The organism is Streptomyces aurantiacus, assembly GCF_001418335.1.
Taxonomy (GTDB): Bacteria; Actinomycetota; Actinomycetes; order Streptomycetales; family Streptomycetaceae; genus Streptomyces; species Streptomyces aurantiacus.
The window spans coordinates 59,844-82,925 of sequence record NZ_LIPP01000037.1 but is presented as its reverse complement, the minus strand read 5'-3'; the positions used below and the strand labels follow the sequence as shown (position 1 = coordinate 82,925).

The window sequence follows — 23,082 nt, the reverse complement described above, 5'->3', positions numbered from 1 at the left end:
TCCCACCCATGTGCCGGCACCGCGGGAAGCCGCCGGTTCGACCGCCGGTTCGACCGTGGGTCCGGCCGCCGCGGCAGCCGGCAAGGTGTCCGTCAGCGTGGCCGCGACGTCCGTGCCGGGCGCGGGAGGCCGGGGCCGCAAGCTGAGTTGCACGGTCGCCCTCGCGGTGGCGGGAGCGCTGGCGGCGGTGACGTTCGGCTCGGTGTTCGTGTTCGACCTGCTGCCGGGCAGCGACTCGGAGGACAGCGCCGACGCGGGAGCCGCGGACCCGGGGCCCGGGGCCGGCGCGCGTTCCGCCGTGCCCAAGTCCTACCTCGGCACCTGGGAGGGCGACGGCTTCGCCCTCGACGGCAAGCTCCCCATGGGCACGTTCCGCGTCACGGTCCACCAGGCCGGGAAGGGCGACCGGCTCGGCACCTTCCGCCAGACCGACCTCATAGGCGGCACCTGCGAAACCGACCTCTTCCTCAAGAAGGTCGCGGCGGGCCGACTGGTCGCCACGAGCGTGGCAAAGCCGTCCACCACGTCCAAGTGCACGACGGGCCGACACGAGGTCCGCCTGACCCCGACCGACACGGACCTGCGCTACGAGACTGACAACGCGGAGGCGGGGGACCCGGTGGCCCGCATGTCCAAGGTCGAGTAGCCGGGCGGGGGGGGCCGCACNNCGTCAACACGTCAACACGTCAACACGTCAACGTGTCAACGGGACTCCTACAGCGGCACGGTGACCGTGACCGTCTCGCCGTTCCCCAGGTGCAGCATGCCCTTGCCGGGGGTGACCGGTCCGCCGACCATGCTGCGGGTCGTACGGATGCCGATCAGTTCGCCGGCGCCGGAGTCCTGCGGGGAGAGCAGGAGACCGCGGCGGCCCTTCTTGGCCTCGACCTGCCAGCCGGAGAAGCCGCTGCACACCTCCTCCTCGTCACCGCCGATGACCAGGGCGAGACCGCGGTCGGCGCCGCGCTGGACGAGGCGCTTCAACTCGCGCTCGCAGTCCGCGTCCTCCAGGACCTCACCGTCGTCGACGATGACCACGACGGGTTCCTCCGGGCTCGCCGACTCGATCGCCTCGTTGAAGTCGTCGCTCTCGATGTCGTCGTCGGTGAAGACCTTCAACACGCCGTCCTGGCCGTCGAGTTCGCGCAGCGGCGACGGGCGCGGGGCCGCGATGACGAGGCGTACGCCCTGGAGGAGGTACGAGCGGGCGAGGTTCAGCAGTGCCGTGCTGCGGCCGGACTTCGCCGGACCCGCGACCACGAACGTCGGCACCCCTTGCGAGAGGTCCGGGCCGAAGGCCATGACGTCGTCGCCGCCGATGCCCGCCAGGCCCCACATGCGGGACTGCGCGACCGCCGGGTCCCGCATCTCCCAGGCCTCGGTGAAGCCGATCCGGGAGGGCAGCGAGTCCACCCTGAACGGCCCCCGCGCACGCGGGACTTCGGCGTCACGAGCCGCGGCGGCCTCGCCGATCACGGCGAGCGCGGCGGCCTGGCCCTGCCCGGTCACGTCGTCGGAGAGCAGTGCGAACTGTGTCTCGATCGCCGACTCGTTCTTGAAGCCGCGTCCGGGCGGGATCTCCTCCGGTACCTTGCGCGCGTTGATGCCGAGCATCGTGAAGTCGGAACGGTCGGCGAGCCGCAGACCGTACTTCTCCTCGGTGAGCGAGGCCATCCGGCCGAGCAGCACCTGCCGGTCACCGGTGACCACGAGGTGGATCCCGACGCTCGCGCCCTCGCGCATCATCGTCTGCAACTCGTCCGTCAGCTCTCCGTGGTTGTACTCGCCGAGCGTCGGCAGCCAGCCCTCCCACCGGTCGAGCAGCACGACGATGTGCGGCAGGCGCTCCTCCTCGGTGACGGACGCCCGCTGCTCGCCGATGTCGGCGAACCCCTTGTCGGACAACAGGTCCTGGCGTCGGGTCAACTCGCCCTTGAGGCGGGTGACCAGCCGTACGGCCCGCTCCGTCTGGTTGCGCGCGACGACGGCCCCGCAGTGCGGCAGCCGCGTCAGGGCGTTGAGCGCGCCGTTGCCGCAGTCGATGCCGTAGAGGTGCACGTCCGCCGAGGAGTTGGTGCGGGCGAGGGAGCCGGCGAGGGTCCGCAGGATCTGCGAACGGCCACTGCGGGGCGCACCGCCCACGATGAGGTGCCCGAAGGAGGAGAAGTCGACGAGCACCGGACGGCGTGCCTGGTCGGCGGGGATGTCCTCGACGCCGAACGGGGCCGGGGGCAGCTTGCCCGGCGCCAGGGCGGCGACGGCCGGTACCTCGACCTCGTCGAGCAGCAGTGTCTCGGAGAGCGCGGGCAGCCACGGGCTGTGCTGCGAGGGGATGCCGAGTGAGGTGTTGGCGTCGCGAACGGCGTCGACGAGCACCTTGAGGTCGGTGATCTCCTCTTCCTGGCGCGCCTCGACCTTGGGCTTGACCAGTGCGGACCGTCCCAGGTCCGCCCAGCTGAGCGGTCCCGCCCAGGGCGCGAGCAGTTGCGGGTCGGCGGCTCCGGGCCGCCGGCCGCCCACGCGGCCGGACTGGAAGGGTACGAGCGAGGCGTGTCCGAGCCGGACGTACGCGCGGCCGGGTGTGTTCTTGGAGATGTGCCCGGCCTCGGGCGAGTCGATGACGTCGCTCGACTCGCCGCCGTCCGTCACCCGCAGTGCGATACGGAGGTTGGTGTTGGCCCGGATCTCGGGCGACACGACACCACTCGGGCGCTGGGTGGCGAGCAGCAGGTGGATACCGAGCGAACGGCCCCGCTGGGCGATGTTCACGAGTCCCGTCACGAAGTCGGGCAGGTCGCGCACCATCGAGGCGAACTCGTCGATGACGATGAGGAGTCGGGGCAGCGGCCGGTTCGAGGGCTCGCGGCGTACGAGGTCCTGGTAGTCCTCGATGTCCTTCGCGTCGGCGGCGGCCAGGATGTGCTCGCGCCGGTGCAGTTCGGCGCCGAGGGACTCCAGGGCCCGCTCGACGAGGTGGGCGTCGAGGTCGGTCACCATGCCGACGGTGTGCGGCAGGTTGACGCAGTCCTTGAAGGCGGCGCCACCCTTGTAGTCGACCAGCACGAACGTCATGTTCTCCGGCGTGTTGGCCACGGCCAGCGCCGCCACGATGGTCTGCAGCAGCTCCGACTTGCCGGAACCGGTCGTTCCGGCGATCAGGCCGTGCGGTCCGTCCCGCCGGATGTCGATGCCGAAGGCCCCGTCGTACGACTCACCGACGACGGCCATCGTCGACTGCCCACCCATGCGCCAACGGGCGGAGATCGCGTCACTCGTCGGCGGCTCCAGCTGGAGCACGTCGAGCAGCCGGCTGGAGCCCGGCAGCGCCGAGTCCTCCGTCTCGCCGCTGATGTCGCGGAGGGGGGACAGGGCGCGGGAGAGGCGGGCGCACCAGGCGGAGGACACGAAGTCCGGCCGTACGTTCCTGACCCGGGCCGTGCCCGTCTGCTCGACGCGCAGCCGCAGTTCGAGCGGCTTCTGGTCGCCCTCCTGCTGGTCGTCGGCCTCGGCGGTGTGCCAGGCCTGGAAGGAGGGGAAGCCGCCGGGGCCGGCCTGATAGCCGCGGCCGGCCGACGCGGCGGTTCCGCGTTCCAGATGCCCCTGTCCCTGGTGTCCCTGGTGTCCCTGGTGTTCTTGTGGCTTGGGCTCGGCGATGACGATGGCCTGGCACTCGCCGGGCAGGAACCGCTCCTCCGCGTCGAGGCAGATCGCGTACATGCTGACGGCAGGGCCCTCCCGCAGCAGTCGTACGACGCCGGGCATGGACCGCAGGCGCCGCGAGCCGTCCCAGACGACCACGATGTCCGGGTCGGTGAAGTGGGACTGGCGGCCGTTCTCCTTGGCCGCCTTCTGGCGGGCGTCCAGGAGCTGGGTCAGTTCGCCGATACGGGCGCCGACGGTCTCGGCGTCCGTACCGATCAGGATGTTGGTGTCCTGGGCGCCGGAGGGCCGGGAGTGCGGCAGCCACCGGACCCAGTCCCACGTGCTCTGGGCGCTGGTCTCGGTGAGGACGTAGAACTGTACGTCCAGCGGGCTGTGCAGCACGGCGCTCTGCGCCACGATCCACCGCCCGATGGCCTGCGCCGAGTCGCCGGGCCCCGCGATCCCGACGACCCCGCGCTCGCGCAGCGGTACGGCGACGGGGGCGTCCTCGATCTTCCAGGTGACCTCGCGCTTGTGGTCGTCCTGCTCGGGGTCGTCGAGCACGACCTCGGAGGACAGTTGCCCCGTGCCGACCCTGATGACCAGATGGTCGGCGTCGGTGCGGCGGCGCTCCCACAGGCGTGTACGGGGGCCGGTACTCATCGACAGCACGGCGGCCGGGTCGGGTACGGCCTGCCGCCGGTCGAGGCGCTCGTCGATGAGGGCGTCCTGCGCGTCCTTCTCGATCCGCTCCTTGTGCTCCTTGTACTCCTTGACCTGCTTGGCATGGGACTTGCGCCCGTGCTTCTTGTCCATGAAGTAGTTGCCGAAGAGGATGAGCGGGCTCAGCAACGCCATGATCAGGTAGTACCAGCGCCCGAAGATCATCACGGCCACGACGGCGCCGACGAGCGGGGTCAGTGCCATCAGCCAGGGCAGCGGCCGGGCCTCGAAGTCATGCGGCGGGGCGGGCAGCTTGAACCGGGTCTGGCGTTCCGGGGGCTGGAGCCGGGGCGGCCGGTTGTAGTCGAGGCCGGTCCCGTCCTCGGACCACTTCAGCGCGGCGTTCGGCGGGGTGTACCGGTCGAGTTCGAAGAGGGTGTTGCCGACGGCGATCTGGGCCCCGAGCGGCCAGTCCGTCCCCTTGACCGGCTCACCGTCGAGTGTGACGCCTTCCTTGTCCTTGTCGTCCCCGTGCAGGGCGACCTGGCATGTTCCGTCCGTTGCAACTGACAACGTGAGCGCTCGCGCGGCGAGCTCGGGGTCGTCGACGCGGACGGAGGAGGCGGGGCCGCTGCCGATGTCGTAGCGCCCGATGCCGAGCCGGTGCACGGAGCCGGCGGCGGGCCCGCCCGCCACGCGCAGTTCGACGAGCCCGGTCGGCTCGCCGGGCAGGCACCCGGCGGGGTCGTGCAGGCTGACGACGGCGCCCTCGCGCAACGCCGAGGTCCCGACGGTGGCACTCGGGTCGACGGGATGGCCGTCGACGTACGCGACAGGCGCACCGCCGCCGGGCTGCGGCCCATACTGCCCATGTTGTCCGTGCTGCCCGTGTTGCCCGATGGGGATGATCTGCGCCCCGCCGCTGTAGCCGACGTGTGCGGCCAGCTCCTTCGCTATGTCCCCCATGGAGGACTCAGGATCCGCGTCGAGCACCACGTCGGCGCTGGCGCCGCCGAGCGGATCGACGACGGTCAGAGTCAGGCGCACGATCGTCCTCCCCGAAACCCCTGGGCCGCGGTCCCCGACGGACCGCGCACCACAGTGACCACTGAACTGCTTGCGGGCTGCATGTCGGCCGCATGCCGGTCGCTGGTCGACCGTCGGCCGACCGCCGGTCGGCTGCCTGTCGAGCGCCTCATGCTGCCGAATACTGCCCAGTGACGATATCCGCTCCACCCTTCCCACAGGCAACGGCGTAGGTGCTGATTCCCCGAAGTCTCTTGCAGGATCCGGGGTGTGCGGCTGCAAGCGTCCTGCGTAAGCTGCAGGCTGAGCGGACGATCGCATCATCCGCAACGGGAGCCACGGGGGTTGGCCCTGCGGCAAGTCGAGTTGTTACGGAGGACGCCACATGGCCAAAGACGCAGATATCACATATGACGAGATGAACAAGGCAGCTACCAAGCTGACCGATGCGAAGGACAAGATCGACGAGAAGCTCGACGCCCTTGAGCGCTACATCCAGGGCCTCGTCAAGGACGGCTACACCACCCGCAAGGGCTCGCAGGCCTTCGAGGACGCCTTCACGGAGTTCAAGAAGGGCGCGAAGGACACGATCGAGGGCCTGACGGGCATGTCCAAGTTCCTCACGAGCGCCGCGAAGGCGTACCAGGACCTGGACGACGAGCTGGCCAAGGGTGTCAAGGGCTGAGGTTGCCTCCGGGTGACTTCGACTGCCTCTGGTGACTTGGGCTGCCGAGCAGCGGTACGGCGAGGGACTTGTGGCCCTCGCCGTACCGCTCGGTCAGGCGGGTGGCGTGTCCTCAGCGGCGGATGTCAGCCACAAGCTCCGCGCAAAGACGTCCACCTCGTCGAGGTGGGCCGCCAGCCAACCGGGATCGTCGGCCACTGTACGTACCGACAGGTCGATGCCGAACTGCTCGGAACGCCATGCGAAGTTGAGTGACATCATCAGCGCACCCTCGCGGGAGCCCCAGTACCGGAGGGAGCGGAGCCCTTCGCCCAGCCGCTCGGTGGTGAATGAGTCCACCTCGGTCGGGCGCACCGGGCTGTCCCGATCCGCCTGCACCGCCTCGCGGAGTTGCGCCAGACGGTCGCCCTCGGCGGGAACTGTGACGGCGAAAAAGGCCAGCGGGACGCGACGCGGGTCCGGTGCGTAGAGGAAGACCTGGTGCGCGGGAACCCGTCCGGGAATTCCTTCCGCCAGCATGTCCAGCCGCTTTGCCAGCGCGCGGATCTCACGCCGTTTGGGCCGTTTCTCGCGCAGCCGCCAGAGCATGTCCGCGTTCTTCTGTGCCCAGTCCTGACGTTCGTCGGAGCTGTCCCACTTCAGTGGCATGAGCAGCCATTCCGTGGGATCCGAATCGGTTTCAAGAAAGATCACGAATAGCTCCAGCGGAACGTGGTCATCACGGCATCGAAGAGTTCGACGAGGACTTCGGCGAACTCGCTGTGGGGGTTCCCGTCGGCGATGGTGCTGAAGCAGACTGTCACCCACTGGGCGACGCTGGATTCCGGGACCGGAAGCACATAGTCGATGCGGCGGGAGGAGTGCTCCACTTCCCGATCCGGGTCGGCGGCCACGGTCTTGTCCACGCGGACTCCGTCGGCTCCGTCGACGGAGACCGGCTCGCTACCCGCTCCGTCCGCAAGCAGGTGAGCAACGACCTGCCCGCTTCCGGTTCCTGTTCCTGGGCCGGTGAGCGCTTCCGAGACGACGATCGAGGCGGCGATGAGAGTGCCGTGAATTCGCTCCACCGGCAGGTAGAGCGTGAGCCCGTCTGCCTTGCGTGCCTGCTGCACCGCTTTGTTGAGTCGCTTCATCAGTTCCAGACGCGCCTTGATGACGTCGTCCTTGGGGATTTCCTCGGACAGCTGGCTCACGCCCCGGTCGACGATGCGCTTGACGGCTTCGGCCGCGCCGTCGCGCAGCGGGATCATGTCCCAGCCCGGCGGTGGGACCAGCCGGTAGCCGATTGGCATCGTGGACGTACGTACGTCGTCGGAGACCTCAGGCATGCCGGAACCTCTCCACCAGGACAGAGCCGGCCACCAGTACCGGAGTGACGAACGCACCGATGACGGCCGGCCAGAACCCTGTCACCAACGCCGGCAGCAGGAGAGCGACGGAGACGAGGAGGGCGTGGGTGAGGCCTTCCGGTCGCCGACTGTGCCAGGGATGCCGAATGAAGATCCAGAAGACTCCGAGGATGCCTGCGGACACCACCGCTCGCTCCGTCCAGACCCAGACGTGCACGAATGACTGTGGGCTCACGACGGCCAGCAGGAAGTACACGAGAATGAAGACGGCAGGAACGATGACGCACAGCCGCGCCGCTGCCACGACACCGCCGCCGAGGCGGGTCACCACTGACGAGGTGGGCGGTGATTGGTTGGGGGGCATCAGTTCTCGACCTTTGCTCGGGCGTCCTGACGGCCTACCAGTGCGTGTCGACGGGTGGTAGCCACGTGTTCGCCTTCCAGTCGTTGTAGGTCTCGCTGAACGGCTTGTCCGCGGTGCCCAACGCGTCGTGCGCGGCGGCGATGGCGTCACTCTGCCCGAGGCTCTTGTCGATGACGTCGGCGGCGGTTCCGACATACGCGCCGGCGAGGGACAGGCCGTACCCCGCATTCGAGCCGACACGTGCGACGGCCGAGACCGCCTCGGGGAATGCCTCCCCGTTCTTCGCGATGTTGGCGTACAGGCCGGCGGCCTCGTCATCGCCCAGGTGAGCGGCTTTCGCGAGCTTGCTGAGCTGCGGGGAATCCATGGACACCCGGCCCGCGTCGTCGAGGATCTTCTTGCGGACGAAGAGCCGCATCTCTTTGGCGAAGATCTTGGTCGCGTCGTCCGAGGATGTGGCGGCGAGCCGGCCGAGTTCGTCCATGAAGCGAGAGTTGGCTCGGATACCGTCCTTGAGCTTGCCCACACGGGACAGTGAGGCCGCCACCTTGGTGGAGGCGTTGGCGCCCTTCAGCAGGGACACCCCGAGCCGTCCCATACCCATGGTGACCAGACCGATGGAGTCCATGGCGACGTCCATCCAGCTGGCGTCGCCGGAGGCCACGAGGAGAACTCTGGTACCCAGGACGAGAAGTCCCGCGACCACCAGGAAGACTGCGATGTTGAGGCCGGGAACGAACATGGCGATGACGCCCACGATGGTTGCGATCCACCCCAGGACGTCAATGACGACCTTGATCCAGTCCGCGTTCTCGTGGACCCAGCCCTTGACGTTGTCCCACCAGCTGTCTTCGATGACGTCGTCGAGTTGATCGCGGATCTTCTTGGCGTAGTGACGCGCACGTTCGTCGCGATCGCCTGTGATGCGGTCGAGCTGGTCGCGGAATCCTTGCAGTGGATCTTGCTCGGTTCCGCTTTCGGACGGCTTGGCTGCCTTGTCGTCCGCAGATCCTTTTTTGGCTTTCTCCGCGTCGACCTCGTCCTGCTTCTCCTGGGCTTTGCGCAGAACGGCGTCGGCTTCGCCTTGGTAGTGCTCCAGGTCATTGGCCCAGTTGCTCAAATGACCGTGTACGCGTTCGTAGCGGCCGGCCACCTCGCGCAGATGCTTCTCCAGGGCGCCTGACTCATCCTTCAGCTTTGCGGCGAACTTTCCCTTGAGCTCGTCGTCGTCGCTGATTCCGCGCAGCAATCGGGACTGTTCACGGAGCGACTCCGCGACGCCCTTCATGTGCTTCACTTCAGCGCGAATCTCTTCGGCATCCCCGGGGACCGGGTCGGACTCTGCGAGCGGATGCCATTCACGCGGCCTGACTCTGGCTGGTGCGGCCACTGTTGCGTCTCCCCCTTGCTGAACTTGCCGAATCCGGTTCGCGGCTGGTGCGCTGGTGCAGGTCCGGGCGCACGACGGGCAGGAGTTTACTTCTTCTTGCCCTCTTGCAAGCCTTTGGCCAAGTCCCCGTCCAGTCCACCGAATCCATCGATGGTTGATTTGACCAGCTTGCCCACGGTATCAATGCTATTGATCATTTTCGCTCGGTAGTCGTCCCAGTTGTCCACAAATTCGTCCATGGAGTCTGCGATCTCACTACTGCCCCAGTGGGAGTGCATATCGTCGGCCCGGTTCCCGAGGTTGTTGAATTCCCTCTTTAGATTCTTGAGTCGGGACTCGGATTCCGATAGCAGCTCGGCATTGACCCTGAGGTCGGCATCTTTCCCCATTGGTAACGTACCCCCGTGACGTGAGTTGGTTCGGTAGCAACGGCTGGCGGGACGGCGAGACTTGCTCTTCCCGTTGCCCTGCACCGTACCGAGCGGACGTGGCAGGCTTGGCGGCAACGGGGACGACGGTATCTGTGAGGTGCGGGATCTCGCCAGTGCGGGCCTGGAGCGAAAGTGCAATGACCTCACCGGGTGAATGGCGCTCCCCTGGTTGACGCGTTCGAGCGGCAAGTCGGCCCTCCACCGGCGCCGACTTGGGTGAAGTGTTGGTGCGGGCTTTGTGGTCGAAGACTCACCGAATCATCAAATATGCCGTCTATGCGTCGGCTGAGGGACAGGGGGAGCCACCGTTGACCGGACAGACTGACGGAAAATTTCAGATTCGCGAGGGGGTCGGGCTCGCGGTCGGAGCGCTCGTGTTGCTGGGCATGGCCGCCGTGGGACTGTGGATCCTCGGAACCGGCAAGCGGTTTGTGCGGGAGACGGCGCCTGCCCTGCTCGACTGGCTGGGCGGTGCCTGGGGGCTCGGGTTCACCTTCGGGCTGGTCACCGCCTTCGGCGGTTTCGCTGGGCTGTGGTTCTGCGATCAGGCTACGAAGACGACCCGGTTGCATCGAGCGGCGCGCATCGTGGGCATGACGGTCTGCTGGGGCACGGCGTTCGGGGTGCTGATGTACCTGTTGGGATCTCTGCCGGGGAAGAACTGCCCTTCGTCCGAGGAGCATTGCTCGTACATTCCGGGCTCGGGCACCGCGCTTGTCGCTCATCTTCTGACAGCCGGGCTGGTCGGGTGGGCTGTCCATCGTGCGGTGAACTCGCGAGAGGAGAAGCGGAACGCACGTGAGCGGCAGCGGCTACGGAAGCTTCGCAAGAAGGGCAAGGGAAGGAGTCGGGCGGCTGCGCGGCGGAGCTGACCGGGCGGGTGTCTTCGTGAGCCTTGGCTTCGACTCTGCGCACGTCGTCGGCGGAGCCGACTGCCCTCCACTAGATCTTGTCAGGAACTGGGAGAGGCGATCGTGTTCGCGGACGGCTCCTCCATGGGATCCACGAAGGACACCGTCTGGAGGACCGCGGTCATCAACCCGTAGATCTCGGACCACTGGTCCATGGAAGCCGTGTAAAGGGTGAAGACCGCAGTGAACGGGCCCGTGGGGAAGGGGACATGGACCTGGATCTGACCGGTGACGAGCGACGTCTCCTCGCCGCTTGCCGTAACTTCCGGACCGAGGCTGTACTCGCGCACCGTGATGCAGGAGACCGCCGGACCGCACGGCAGGTCGAGCCAGATGGCGTCGTTGTACGGGTCGTTGGAGAGCGTCGCGAGAATGCCCTGAGCGATGACGTCCGGATCGGGTTCGGCCTGGTCCGTGGGGGCGATGGCTATGGAAAGGGCGCATTGGGCGACGCCGTCGGAAGGTTCGTGCCTGACCACTTCCCCGTCTGCGGCCCCTGTCTCTTCCGTCTCCTCCTCCGCCGTGGAGAACAGACCCATCGCGGCGTAGGAGACACCGGTGTCCCCCATGAGCTCGGCCACTGCCGCGTAATAGGGAGCGGCGGGCTCCCAGATGCTTTCGTCACCCCGGGAGTACAACTCCCTTACGAAGGACAGGGCGCGTTCGCTGCGTTCCTCGGCGGTGGCGGCGATGGGGAGGGCGAAGAAGCCTTCCGGGGCGAGGAACCAGAGGGGCGGGAGGGTCCCGTCGGCGGGGCTGACGTGCAGGGTGTTCGCGGAGTCGGCGGCGGGACTCATGTGAAGTGGCGGGCCATTCTGGTCGTGTGCGGCGAGTGTCAGGACAGGAAGTCTTCCGGGTGGTACTCCGTGAGTTCTAGTTCGTTGCCCTGTTCATCCATGACCGTGTCCAGGCCGGAGTGGCCGAAGAGCGCGTTGATTGTGCTCGGTGCCAGAACCTCGATACGGAAACAGCCGCACGGGTTTCGCTTCACCAGCGGCGGCTGGGAATCGGGTGCCTGGGCCAACGCAAAGGATTCTGCGGTGTTTCGTTGCGCCGCTGTGAGGGATGCCAGTGGAATGAAGTCAGGAGGTTCGATCAGGTACCGGGTCAGTCTCTCCCGGCTCACGCTGCCCAGCCTGCACCATGAACCATCCGTAAAGAAAATCTTCGCGTCGTGGCCGATTTTGAAGTTTCGCAGTTCAACTTTCGTGATGGCGGACCGGGGGATTTCCCAGAGGAACTCGTCGTCAATGAGGCGGTCGTTGCCTTTGACGTTGGGGAATCCCACGATCACGAGTCGACGGTCGGTGACCACCGCGTGTGTGCGGTAACGCTTCTCGGAGGAGCGGCCGGGGTCCAGCTGCCAAGGCAGGGTACGGGCGATGGTACCCGGCGCCGCCCACATGACAGGGAAGTCGTCGACCTCGTCCGCATGGTCGTGCGAGGTGTTCGTGCCGTGACCGGTGCCCGGAGTGCCTCCGACATTGCCGCCGTGAGACGAAAGGAAGCCCAGGACGGCGACGCCCGCGGCGATTGCGGCACCCTTGACGGTATTTCGTGCGACTGTGCTGCCCGTTGAACGGGCAGTGTATTCCGGTCCGGCGGGCCACCCGACCAGTTCATCCTGAATGTCGTTGCGCTGAGTGTCACGAAACCATCGCATTCCACTGACACGCATTGCCTCGCCCGTGGCAAAGGCAACCGGAGCGCGGGTGAGAAGCGTTTCGCCCGAATCGGGCTGCCAGACATTCATGTCGATGCAAATCCTCCCTGACGATAGGTGGGGGACCGGAATGCTTTCGCACGCCACCTTGCCACGCCGTGTCAAACACTCAGCTGTCCGAGGCGGATGTCCCGAATTAGTCACCAGCCACATGTCCGTAGATCTTGGGCGCAACTTTGAGGCCGGCGTCGACGGCCATGGCGCCGGCGCCGAACGGATTGATGGCCACCCCGGGGATGAGGTTCGCCCCCTTGGAACCGATCAACTGGCCTTGGTGATAACCCGCGACAGAGATGCCTCCCATGCGCGACATCAGACCGCTGCTTGCATGGGCGACCTCGTAGACGTGTTCGGACGTGCCTCCGATCTTGACCAAGCCAGGCTTGCCGAGCCCTCCGATGATGCCCGCGGAATCATCGCCGAAGGACAACAGGACTCGTGTGTTACCGGCGATCTTGGTTGACCGAAAACCCGCCCCCAGCTTGCCCGCCGTGGTCGCCGCCTTGGCCGCTCCGACCACCTTGATCCCCTTGCCGAACATCCCGATGCCCGGCAGCAGCCCCACCGCGTCGAGTCCGAGCTGTGCCCAGCTCACGTCCGCGCCGGCGGCCTTGGCCACGCCATGGGCTACCAGCGTGAGCCCCGCGCCGATGAGTGCGGCCGTGCCGAAGATGGCCGCGAGGGGCGGGAACGGCAGCGTGACGATGGCCAGCATGCCGAGCACCGCGGTGATGTCTCCGAGCACGTCGCCGATCGTCTTGATCAGGTCGGCGTGCTCCTTGAGCCAGTCGCCGGTGGCGTCCCAGCTGTCCGCGATCCCCTTGCCCAGCTTGTCCCAGAAGCCCGGCTCGTCCGGGGCTATGTCGCCGGCCCTGTCGAGTTCCTTGCTGATCCTTCCGGCGGCCCGCTTGTAGCGGTCCTCAAGGTCGTGGACCTTGCCCGTGACCTCGTCGACCGCGCCGGAGGCCTTGCCGAGTTCCTCGCTGCCCTTGCCGTCGCCCTTCTCGTCGGCCTTCTGCTGGGCCGTCTCCCTGGCCTCCAGCTTCTCGCCCGCTGACTTCTCCAGGCGGTTCGCCTCGTCCTGGAAGTCCTGGAGTTCGTTCGCCCACCGGTGCAGGGCGCGCGACGCCTTGTCGAAGGAGTCGTGGCTCTTGCGGATGAGTGGCGTGACGTCCTTGCCCACGTACTCGGTGAACGCAACCGCGGTCTTGCCCTTCCAGGCACCGGCCTCGATCCGCTCCAACTCGCGCAGGGTGGTGCCGAGATCGCCGGCCAGGCCCCCGAGTTTCTTGGCCAGATCCCGGGTGTCCTCGACGTCTCCCGGCGTCGGATCCCAGCCTATGTGGGGGAAGCCGGGGCGCTTGCCGGCCACGTCTACTTGCCCTTCTTCTTCGTCTTCGTCTTGAGGGACTCGGCGAGGTCGTGGTCGAGCTTGCCGAACTCCTCACCTATCTTGTTGATCATCTTCACGGCGCCCTGCGTGTGCTTGCCGAGCTGCTTGATTCCGTAGCCCCATTCGTCGGCGAACTCGTGCACGTCCTCGATGAGTCCGCTCTCGCCGACCGAGGAGCCGTCGGTTCCGCGGAGCGTGCGGCGTGCCTTGTCCATCCGGTCGCTGATCGTCGCGAAGGTCTTCTTCAGGTCCTCGAAAACGGTGTCCTCAAGGCGCAGGTCACTCATGGTGTGGTCCGGGCTTTCTGAGTGTTTGAGGGTGGGGGAATCGGCCGGAGGGTGGTGGAAGGAGAAGGGTGGTCAGCGGTTGACCGACTGGATCTCCTCGACCGTGATGTTCTGGACCGCCTCGATCGTGCCGTCCGGCATGTCGACCGCTCCCGCCTGGCCCGTGCCCGTCCAGCTGATCTCCCAGGTCAGTGCCGCCTTGAGTGGGAATGTTTCGCCGCCGGACGAACGGCGGTAGACGATGCCACAGGGAGGCGTCTCCCCGGCCTTCCCCTTGGCGTACGGCTCACCGATCCTGCCGTCCACGATGGGGCACCCGCCGTCGGCGGGGATCGTCGTCGCGTCCGCCGTACCCGGGCTGAGCGTCAGGGACTTGGGCTTCGCGGTTGTCGTCGCCTGGATGTTGAACCCGGGCACGTTGATGGCCGCCGTCGCCTGGACCTCGTCGAACACGGCCTTGTCCAGCCACGCCCAGGTCGGCAGGTTCACCTTGGTGATCGCCTCGGGAGCCAGAGTCACCTTGGTTCCGGGCAGTTCCATGTGCTGGTACGCGAGAGCCGCCAGCATCTCCGAGGTGATGGCCTCCTCGTACTGCGGCGGCGGGGCCTCGCCGTTGTCGACCCAGAAGGGCAGGTCGGAGCACGAGGTCCGCTTGAGGTAGTCCGGCTCGTTCGGGTTCTCGACACCGGCCCAGAACATCCCCTCGCCGTCCTTGTCGACGTTGTAGTCCTTGTAACCGGGGGTGTCGGTCCAGCCGTAGTCGTCCTCGTAGTGGCGCTCCATCTCACCGACCGCCGAGCCCGCCGAACCGGTGATGTCGGGGTTGTTCTTATACGATTCGATGGTGCCGGACATCTTCTTCTTGAAGTCCTTGGCGCCGAGGTAGGGGGCGTACCAGCAGGACGGCGGTGTCCAGTTGACGTCGGAAGAGGCTACGTTCCCGGCGCCGCCGCTCTTTGTCACGGCTCCGGAGTACTGGACGCTGGCCGCGGCGTAGATGCCGTCGTCGTCGCTGCCGCCCTTTTGGTCGGTGCTGGCACCGTGGCCATCGGCAGGGTCCTCGCCCGCATGGGCCGGTGCCGCGAGGATGAGGGTGCCGAGGGTCAGCGTCAGTGCAGCAGTGCTGATGCTGAGAGGCATACACCGTATTGCGTTCACTGGCACTTCGCCGCCTTCTCCTCGACGAACACCTTGGATGCCTGCCACAGATCGTCGCCCGTGGGGAACTTGACCATGATGACCTTGAAAAGGCTGAAGTCCCTGGGGCTGGGTTCGGTCTTCAGGACCTTCCCTGTTTTGATCTCTTTGCCGTAGAACTTGCTCGCGTCCGAGCAGAACGCGACCTCCACGGACTTGCCGTTCGAGGCGGACCGGGTGGAGACGTCGTAGTAACGCCGGGTGCCAGTGGCCGTCCAGTCGCCGTCGAGCCTGTCGCCGATCTGTACCTGCGCGTAACGCAAACCCTCGCCGGTGGCGTAGGTGGTCACGGCCGCTTCTTTGATTGTGCGCTTGTCGACGCCCCGGTAGATGGCACGGAAGAAGTTCGCGGCGTCATCCATCGCCGCCGCCTCGTTCTTCGCCTTCGGCTTGTCCCAGTCGAAGACCAGGTTCATGTCCTTGGGCAGGGACACGTCCACACCGTCCGGCTTGTCCTGCGACGCTCCCGCCGGCTCCGCCGATTTCGTCGGCTTCTTCGAGCCCTGGTCGGCGCCGGCGATCTTGTCGTTGTCGCTGGGCTTGTCGTCCCCACCGCCACACGCCGTGAGCAGCAGGGCTGCGGTCGCGGCGAGCGCGGCGGTAACGGGCAAAGAGCGGCGCTTCACAGTGAACCCCCGTGAGATTTGGACGCATTCGAGAGATGCGACGGTATCCGCGAGGCTGACGGTTTCGCTACCGCGAACTTCCTTACATGGCCGGTCGGACGTGGAGGAACTGGGGCAAGTCGATGGCGCAAGTGACCCGATCGTGTCTGAGTACGCAGTGGCGCCGGACATGCCTCGGGCCCCAGACGCCGACGCGCGTCCGGGGCCCGAGGGGCCTCGGTTCTACTGAACCCTGCTGCGCTCCGGCGCCCGGCAACGTGGGCACCCGCACGGTGGATACGCCGACGTCTGCGGCAACGGGGTGGCCCAGCTGTCGGTCCGGACTTCGATCGCTCCCCGTTCCCCGGTCACGGTGCCCTGCGTGTCGACCGTGTAGACCCGCAGGGTGAGGCGGGAGCGGCGGCGAGGTGTTTCCAGGAGGTCCAGTACGTCCGTCATGGGCGGGTACTGGTCGGCGCACCCGGGGCACGCGTAGACGTTGAAGCCGGGGCCCGTCGCCGCGTGCACCTCGTGGACCAGGACCGGGTTGCTCGTCGTGCGGTGGCAGCGGGCGCACATCCGCACGGCCGGGCGCGTCATCGGGCCGTCACCGGAACGCCGGGGATGCGGTCCGGGCCGACGTCGACGCCGACCGTCGCGAGGTACGGAGCGCGGCGTCGTTCCCGCTGGCGGCGGTGTTCCGGTACGAGGCCGCCGCGGAGCGAGCCGAAACGGGGCGGCGGGACCGGTGTGAACCGGAGTGGTGGGAGTGCTCCCAGGCGGTGACGGCCGCGCGGGCGAGGGGTGCACACATTCAGCACCTTGGCGAGGAGACGGAGGGTAAGGTCCAGCATGTTGACGCTCCTTGTAAGCGTTGGCCATGCCCCGGGACGGTTACCGCCGTCGCCGGGGTATTTCACGTTGTGAGCCTACATTGCTGCGCATGTCAGTGCATAGCAGTCTGCAGCTTTAGGACTATTACTGCAGCTCAGTGCTGTTTTACGGTGGTAGTCATGGCAGCAGACACAGGCGATTCACCGATCGATCCGAACAAGATCGCGTACGTCTATATGCAGGTGGCTGACCACATCGCTGCCCGGATCGCGTCGGGGGACTTGCAGCCAGGGGCGCGGTTGGCGGGGGAGCGGGACCTCGGTACGGAGTACGGGGTCGCTTACCTGACCGCCCGCCGAGCTGTCCGCGAACTCCGCGAACGCGGACTCGTCGTCACCCTCCCCGCGAAGGGCACCTTCGGCGCGTACCCCGAGACGACAGATGACGGCCAGGAGCCGTAGAAGTTCGCGTTCACCACGCGCGGGCAGAAAATAGGCATGCCATGCTGCCTCTCCGCTCCCCACGACATCCTCCGATCCGCTTCGTGCAGCTGTGCGGATGCGGAGCTGCGCGTACGAACCCGCGACGCGTAGGTTCGTACGCACGTCCTATGGGACGATCGTCCCCGTCGAAACGGCCGGAACCGGGGGAGAGCAGCCAACATGGCCCGCTACATGGAAACGCTCACCATCGAGCGCGGTGGCTTTCGGATCAAGGTGCCGGAGTCGTGGTGGGAGTTCGATGTGCGGCCCGAGTCGCGAAACGACTCGATCCGCCGCATGGTCGCCGAACGAGTGCGACAGCAACCTGACTTGGCGAAGTACAAGGACACGTACGCCGCCTTCCTGCAGAAGGCCGCGGCGGATGCCTGGAAGTCGGGCGCGCTGTACTGCGGCTGCATGGCCGAGAGCTTCGGCGGCGACACGCCGATCACCGGGTCGATCACCGTCTCCCTGGTCGGGGGGCGTACCAAGGACGGCGAGCCCCTCTCCACCGACCCTCAGGTCATGGCCGGCCAACTCGCCGTGCGAGAGGCCAAGAAGGAGGGCGACGCGTGGCGCAAGGTCACGACGGTCGACATCCCTGGCGTCGGCCCGGCCGCGCGTACGTACGGCATCGAGGACATCCCCGTACCCGATGACGCTCTCAAGCGCACCATCCGTGCCGTACTGATGCAGACGTTCGTTCCCGTGCCCGGGCAGGAGGGCAAGGTCGCCCTCGTCGCCGGGAGCAGCCAGGTGCTCGACCTCGCGGACTCGTTCTTCGACATCTTCGACGCGATCACGTCGACGTTCCGTTTCGCGGAGTAGGACGGCGGAGCGGGGCCGTGATGACACGGCCGCCCTCACCACCTCCACTGCCCTCGTGACCTTTCCATCGAACATCCGTAACCAGTAACTTCACTTGTGCGTACGTGAGGTTGACGAGGTTGGCGTGACGGGGGTTGCGGCGTGGCGGGTTATCGGCCGACGGACTGGCATGTGCTGGATCTGGAGAAGGATCCGACGCCGGGGGATCCGGTCCGGGTGAAGTCTCTGGCGAAGAGCCTGCATGACTTTGCCGATGACGTGCAGGATGCCCTGCGTCTGGTGAAGGGGATGGCGGAGGAGGATGCCGTCCTGACGATGGTGGGCAAGACCGCTGAGGTGTTCCGGGACGAGTTCTCCGGGGTTCCGAAGGATCTCAAGAAGCTGAAGAAGTCGTACGACCTGGCCGGGGATGCGCTGGCCGGGTACTGGCCGAAGCTGGAGCGTGCACAGGCTCTGGCCGACAAGGCCCTCGTGAAGGGCCGTGAGGCGCAGGCCGATCTCTCCTCCGCCAAGTCCCGTCTGTCCTCCGCCGATTCCTGGGTGACCCGGGCCAACAAGGAAGCGGACAAGTACAAGGACGATCCAACCGGCGGCAAGGACGTCGAGAAGCCGGACGAGGCCAAGGTCCGGGCGGCGACCCGGGACGCGCAGAGCGCCAAGGACGCCCACACTTCCGCCCAGTCGGATGTGACCACGGCCCAGAGTGCGCTGGACGCGGCGAAGAAGATGGCCGGCGATGCTCGCGCGATGCGTGAGGAGGCCGCCGGCGAGGCCAAGCGGAAGCTCGACGAAGCTTCCGACGCGGGGATTCAGAACCGTAAGTGGTACGAGGAGGTCGGGGACTGGTTCGTCGACAACTGGGACACCATCGTCGCCGTGTGCAAGGTCGTCGTTGCTGTCCTTGGCATCATCGCGTTGATCATCGGGGGGCCGATCCTCGGCGCCATCGTGCTGATCGCCGCGCTCGTCGTTCTCGCCGACACCCTCAACAAATATATGAAGGGCCAGGCGTCCCTGTGGGATGTGGCGTTCGCCGCCCTTGACTGCATACCCGGCATGAAGGGGCTGACCACCCTCGGCGGGCTCGCCAAAGGCCTCAAGGGCCTTGGCAAGATGGGCCTCAAAGGCATGGCCATGGGGCTCAAGGGTCTCGGTCCGCGGATGCAGGGTCTCGGACGTCAGATGAAGAACCTCTTCACCTGCGGTGATCCGATCGACATGGCCACCGGCCAGCTGGTGATGTCGATACCGGATGTCTCGTTGCCCGGCGTTCTGCCGCTCGTCGTCGAACGCAGCCACCGGACCGGAGTGAGAGCCGGACGCTGGTTCGGCGCCGAGTGGATCTCGACCTTGGACCAGCACCTGCTGATCGATGAAGAGGGCATCCGATTCATCGCGGACGACGGCACGGTGCTGTACTACTCCATCCCGGAAGCGGACGAGCCGGCGCAGCCGATAGTCGGCCCCAGCTGGCCGTTGAGCTGGGACGGCACCCCCGACGGCGAGATCACCGTGTGGCAACGGGACAACGGCACGACACTGCGTTTCAAGCGGGTACCGAACGGCCGGCCGGACGAACTGCTGATGGCCGGTGTCGAAGACCGCAACGGCAACACCATCGATATCCGGTACGCCCCCGACGGCTCCCCGAAAGAACTGGTTCACCACGGCGGCTATCGACTCGGCGTCACCACGGATTCGGACCGCGTCACCGCCATCACCCTGCTCAGCGCTCCCGGGCAGCCGTGCCTCACGACCTACGAGTACGACGAGCAGGGCCGCCTCACCGGTGTGAGCGATTCTTCCGCGGTGCCCCAGCACTACAGCTACGACGACCGGCAGCGGATCACGGGCTGGCAGAGCAGAGAAGGCGGCTGGTACCGCTACGCGTACGACGACGCCGACCGGTGTGTTCGCTCGGGCGGCGCTGACGGCGTCCTCGCCTACTCCTACGCGTACGACGACGAAACGCATACCACGGTCGCGACCGACTCCCTCGGACATTCCCTTGCGTACAGCTTCGACGCGGCGTACCGGCCCGTCAGTGAGACCGACCCACTCGGTCACATCACGACGCGTACCTGGGACGATCGCGGCCGGTTGACCGCTCTGACCGATCCGCTCGGGCGCACGACGCATTACGCCCATGATGTGGCAGGCAATGTCACGGAGGTCGTCCGCCCCGACGGTGGCGTCATCCTCACCGAGTACAACGAACTCGGTCTGATCACCAAGGTGACGCAGCCGGACGGCACTTCATGGGAGTCGGTCTACGACGAGTGTGGCAACCGGGTGGCAGTCGTCGACCCGCTCGGTGCCACGACTTCCTTCACGTTCGACGAGCGCGGCGGTCTCACCGGCGCCCTGGACCCGCTCGGCCACCGTCAGCAGACGGTCGTGAACGACGAGGCCGGCCTGGTCGTCGGCACGAAGGATGCGTTGGGCGCGAAGAGTTCCTTCGTGCGGGACGCCTTCGGCCGGATCAACGAACTCACCGACCCGCTCGGGGCAGTCACCCGGGTCGGATGGACGGTCGAGGGTCAGATCTCCTGGCGTGAGCTTCCGAACGGGATCACCGAGCGCTGGTCGTACGACGCGGAGGGCAATCCCCTTCAGTACTCGTCGTCGGCCGGCCGCCGGACCACGTACCAGAACACCCACTTCGATCTCTGCTCCTTGCGCGAGAACGAGGACGGGACGCTGGAGCGCTTCGAGTACGACACCGAGCTTCGGCTGCGGAGCGTCACCAACGGCGCAGGGCAGGTCTGGCACTACGAGTACGACCCAGTGGGCCGGTTGTCAGCCGAGACGGACTTCAACGGCCGCAGACTGACCTACCGTTACGACGCCGTGGGCCGACTGGTCGAGCGTGTCAACGGAGCAGGACAGACCACGGCGTTCGGCCACGACTTGCTCGGCAACGTCGTGACCATGGACGCTGACGGCGCGACGACGACGTACACCTACGATCCGCTCGGCAGGCTCACCCAGGCACAGAACACCGAGGTCGCCCTCGGTATCGAGCGCGATGCGACGGGACGAATCCTGGGGGAGCGGTGGAACGGACAGGAGGTCCGCACCGAGTACGACATCACTGGGCGTCGCACTTCCCGCAGGACGCCGAGTGGCGCGGTCACGAACTGGACGTACGAGCCCGAGAGCCGTTCGCTGACGCAGCGGCTCGGACAGCATGACATCACCTTCCAGTACGACGTCGTGGGACGGGAGATCGAACGGACACTCGGCGATGCGGCGCGTCTGACGTACGACTGGGACGCGGACCGCCTGCGGACGACGCAGCAGCTGAGGTCGGCGGGCTCGGGCGAAGTACTGCGGCGTACCTACCGGCACGGTGTCGACGGCGGCCTTGTCGGGGTGTCCGACCTGCGGCTCGGCGAGCGTTCCTTCGAACTCGACCGGGCTGGACGAGTGACGGCGGCACGGGGCGGCGTCGGCTGGGACGAGACGTATCGGTACGACGGCCTCGGCAATCTCACGGGCTTCGGCACGTCGGCGCCGGTGGGCGACGACGGCGAGGCGGGACCTGGGGACCGGACGTATTCGGGCACCCTCATCGACCGGGCGGGCCGTACGTTCTACCGGCACGACGGTCAGGGGCGGGTGGTCCGGCGGGTCACGAAGCTGCTGTCCGGCGGCAGGCGTGAGTGGCGGTACGTGTGGAACGCCGAGGACCAGCTCACGGACGTCCGTACGCCGGACGGCAGTCACTGGCATTACGTCTACGATCCGCTCGGCAGACGTGTGGCGAAGCAACTGCTCGGCGACGACGGCACGACCGTTGACGAGCAGGTCACGTTCTTCTGGGACGGTGACCGGCTGGCGGAGCAGACGGACGGCGTTGTCAGTACGTCGTGGGACTGGGACAGCGGAACCACACCGGTCGGCCAGCGGGTCCGCGGCTGCGGACCTCGTGCGCCGCAGGAAGAGATCGACGAGCGCTTCTACGCGATCGTCACCGACCTCATCGGGACGCCGACGGAACTGGTCGACGAGGACGGGGGTGTCGTCTGGCGGCAGTCGTCGACGCTGTGGGGTGTGCCGGCCGGACCGGCCGGTGGTGACAGGCTCGTCGACTGTCCCTTGCGTTTTCCGGGCCAGTATTTCGACACGGAAACCGGGCTGCACTACAACCATCACCGCTACTACGAGCCCGGCACCGCACGCTATTTGAGCCCTGATCCCCTGGGGCGTACGCCGGCACCGAACCAGCACGCGTATGTGAAGAACCCGTTGCAGTGGACAGATCCGCTGGGGCTCAAGGCTCCGTGCATGGTGGACCTCTATCACGGGACGATCGGGCAGCACGCCGACAACATCATGCGTAACGGAATCGATGTCTCTGCTTCCACGCGTAAGATGGACTTCGGTAGGGGTTTCTATGTGACCAATGATCCAGGACAGGCCCTTACTTGGGCCAAGAGGCTCGCTCTACGTAATGGCGATGTTCCTGCTGTTATCCATTTCCGAGTTCCCCGGGCGGAGCTGGACAATTTGAGTAGCAGGATATTCAACGGTCCGAGTGATGATCTCGCGTCCTTCATCAGGCATCATCGACAGGGAGGCGCCGGTCACAACTTCGACCTGGTCGAAGGTCCGATGCTGATGAACCCGGGGCCCTTCCTGAAGGGTAAGGATGCCGTCTTCGACGGGCATCAGATCGCCATATTCGGAGACCGGGCAGCCGAGCTCTTCAGTAATTCAATTCATAGACGAGTAGGACCTCCGACATCGTGACGGCAGAATTTGTTTTGCAGCTTGACGAAGGAATGCTCGATTATTTTCGTGAGATGGCGAGCGAAATGGTGGAGCGTTTCGGTATTTCCCGCGCAGAGGCGGTGGCGAGGATCAATGAACGATACGGAGAAATGGAGGTCTCCGCATACCCCGATCTCATGTGTCATGAGCTACCCGAATTCTGGGCCTATGGCGCGTACTATCAGCGCGACGAAGAGGGTCGCCTCCCGACGGGCGATGCGGACGACGACGCGGCCATCGACTTCACCAAGCTGTCGATCCACCCACTGCCGTCCAAGGACTCGCCGGTCTGGACCCTGAAGGGCGAACAGGGCGAACAGGGCGGACGAGACGACGGATGAGCCATTTGACGAATTTCTCTGGATCTTCTCAGACGGCGCAGAGAACGAAAACCTCGATATCGCCTCACGCGCCGCAGCCCTACGCATCGAGTTCTTCCCCGAAGATTTTCCGAGTCCCCATCCAGAATCTTCGCCGAACCCATACGCGTAGGCAG

Annotated in this window: 20 protein-coding genes and 1 pseudogene; 7 read left to right on the top strand and 14 right to left on the bottom strand. The window is 66.5% G+C overall.

The genetic code is table 11. The features are described 5' to 3' along the window. A pseudogene (locus AOK01_RS06425) lies at nt 1-646 on the top strand (serine/threonine protein kinase); the annotation flags it as partial. A gap of 68 nt (nt 647-714) precedes the next feature. Here the strand turns inward: AOK01_RS06425 and AOK01_RS06420 are convergent. Continuing rightward, nucleotides 715-5,352: an FtsK/SpoIIIE domain-containing protein gene (locus AOK01_RS06420; protein ID WP_055509335.1), complete on the bottom strand. Its 4,638-nt coding sequence runs from the start codon at nt 5,350-5,352 to the stop codon at nt 715-717. 364 nt (nt 5,353-5,716) lie between these two features. On the opposite strand from AOK01_RS06420, the gene AOK01_RS06415 reads away from it, so the two are divergent. Next, nucleotides 5,717-6,016, top strand: coding sequence for a WXG100 family type VII secretion target (locus AOK01_RS06415; protein WP_063792743.1), 300 nt, complete (start codon nt 5,717-5,719; stop codon nt 6,014-6,016). A gap of 93 nt (nt 6,017-6,109) precedes the next feature. On the opposite strand, the gene AOK01_RS06410 is transcribed toward AOK01_RS06415, so the two are convergent. From AOK01_RS06410 to AOK01_RS06390, 5 genes are all read right to left on the bottom strand, one after another. Further along, nucleotides 6,110-6,709: a hypothetical protein gene (locus tag AOK01_RS06410; RefSeq protein ID WP_055509332.1), complete on the bottom strand. Its 600-nt coding sequence runs from the start codon at nt 6,707-6,709 to the stop codon at nt 6,110-6,112. Beyond that, nucleotides 6,706-7,344 carry a hypothetical protein gene (locus AOK01_RS06405; RefSeq protein WP_055509330.1) on the bottom strand — a complete coding sequence of 213 codons (639 nt, stop codon included), beginning with the start codon at nt 7,342-7,344 and terminating at the stop codon, nt 6,706-6,708. Before AOK01_RS06405 ends, AOK01_RS06410 begins: the two co-directional genes overlap by 4 nt. Continuing rightward, the gene (locus tag AOK01_RS06400; RefSeq protein ID WP_157871203.1) at nt 7,337-7,729 is read right to left on the bottom strand and encodes a hypothetical protein; all 393 of its coding nucleotides are present in this window, start codon (nt 7,727-7,729) and stop codon (nt 7,337-7,339) included. Before AOK01_RS06400 ends, AOK01_RS06405 begins: the two co-directional genes overlap by 8 nt. Nucleotides 7,730-7,763: 34 nt before the next feature. Further along, nucleotides 7,764-9,119, bottom strand: coding sequence for an AAA family ATPase (locus tag AOK01_RS06395; RefSeq protein WP_157871202.1), 1,356 nt, complete (start codon nt 9,117-9,119; stop codon nt 7,764-7,766). Between the two features lie 86 nt (nt 9,120-9,205). Beyond that, on the bottom strand, nt 9,206-9,508 hold the full coding sequence (locus AOK01_RS06390; protein ID WP_055509325.1) for a hypothetical protein: 303 nt from the start codon (nt 9,506-9,508) through the stop codon (nt 9,206-9,208). Between the two features lie 350 nt (nt 9,509-9,858). Here AOK01_RS06390 and AOK01_RS06385 point away from each other — a divergent pair, with 350 nt between their 5' ends. Next, on the top strand, nt 9,859-10,422 hold the full coding sequence (locus AOK01_RS06385; RefSeq protein WP_055509323.1) for a hypothetical protein: 564 nt from the start codon (nt 9,859-9,861) through the stop codon (nt 10,420-10,422). Nucleotides 10,423-10,502: 80 nt separating this feature from the next. Here the strand turns inward: AOK01_RS06385 and AOK01_RS06380 are convergent, their stop codons facing one another. The 8 genes from AOK01_RS06380 to AOK01_RS06345 form a co-directional block, all read right to left on the bottom strand. Beyond that, nucleotides 10,503-11,258: a hypothetical protein gene (locus tag AOK01_RS06380; protein WP_055509322.1), complete on the bottom strand. Its 756-nt coding sequence runs from the start codon at nt 11,256-11,258 to the stop codon at nt 10,503-10,505. Nucleotides 11,259-11,296: 38 nt separating this feature from the next. Beyond that, nucleotides 11,297-12,214, bottom strand: a complete 918-nt coding sequence (locus AOK01_RS06375) for a hypothetical protein (protein WP_055509321.1) — start codon at nt 12,212-12,214, stop codon at nt 11,297-11,299. Nucleotides 12,215-12,320: 106 nt separating this feature from the next. Continuing rightward, on the bottom strand, nt 12,321-13,556 hold the full coding sequence (locus AOK01_RS06370) for a hypothetical protein (protein WP_055509319.1): 1,236 nt from the start codon (nt 13,554-13,556) through the stop codon (nt 12,321-12,323). 2 nt (nt 13,557-13,558) lie between these two features. Further along, nucleotides 13,559-13,864 (bottom strand): hypothetical protein, encoded by a 306-nt coding sequence (locus tag AOK01_RS06365; RefSeq protein WP_055509316.1) that lies wholly within the window; start codon nt 13,862-13,864, stop codon nt 13,559-13,561. Between the two features lie 72 nt (nt 13,865-13,936). Next, nucleotides 13,937-15,004, bottom strand: coding sequence for a hypothetical protein (locus AOK01_RS06360; RefSeq protein WP_055509314.1), 1,068 nt, complete (start codon nt 15,002-15,004; stop codon nt 13,937-13,939). Between the two features lie 14 nt (nt 15,005-15,018). Beyond that, nucleotides 15,019-15,687, bottom strand: coding sequence for a hypothetical protein (locus tag AOK01_RS06355; RefSeq protein WP_055509313.1), 669 nt, complete (start codon nt 15,685-15,687; stop codon nt 15,019-15,021). 222 nt (nt 15,688-15,909) lie between these two features. Next, nucleotides 15,910-16,266 (bottom strand): hypothetical protein, encoded by a 357-nt coding sequence (locus AOK01_RS06350; protein ID WP_055509311.1) that lies wholly within the window; start codon nt 16,264-16,266, stop codon nt 15,910-15,912. Continuing rightward, complete coding sequence (locus tag AOK01_RS06345) at nt 16,263-16,520, bottom strand: hypothetical protein (RefSeq protein WP_055509309.1); 258 nt, start codon at nt 16,518-16,520, stop codon at nt 16,263-16,265. Before AOK01_RS06345 ends, AOK01_RS06350 begins: the two co-directional genes overlap by 4 nt. 159 nt (nt 16,521-16,679) lie before the next feature. Here AOK01_RS06345 and AOK01_RS06340 point away from each other — a divergent pair, with 159 nt between their 5' ends. From AOK01_RS06340 to AOK01_RS06325, 4 genes are all read left to right on the top strand, one after another. Next, the gene (locus AOK01_RS06340; RefSeq protein WP_055509307.1) at nt 16,680-16,961 is read left to right on the top strand and encodes a winged helix-turn-helix domain-containing protein; all 282 of its coding nucleotides are present in this window, start codon (nt 16,680-16,682) and stop codon (nt 16,959-16,961) included. Between the two features lie 201 nt (nt 16,962-17,162). Then, entirely contained in the window at nt 17,163-17,810 is a 648-nt protein-coding gene (locus AOK01_RS06335) for a hypothetical protein (protein ID WP_055509305.1), read from the top strand. A 288-nt stretch (nt 17,811-18,098) separates the two neighbouring features. Further along, nucleotides 18,099-22,565 carry an RHS repeat-associated core domain-containing protein gene (locus tag AOK01_RS06330; RefSeq protein ID WP_157871201.1) on the top strand — a complete coding sequence of 1,489 codons (4,467 nt, stop codon included), beginning with the start codon at nt 18,099-18,101 and terminating at the stop codon, nt 22,563-22,565. Then, a complete protein-coding gene (locus AOK01_RS06325) occupies nt 22,562-22,927 on the top strand; it encodes a hypothetical protein (RefSeq protein WP_055509301.1) in 366 nt (121 codons plus the stop codon). Before AOK01_RS06330 ends, AOK01_RS06325 begins: the two co-directional genes overlap by 4 nt. Nucleotides 22,928-23,082 lie beyond the last annotated feature (155 nt).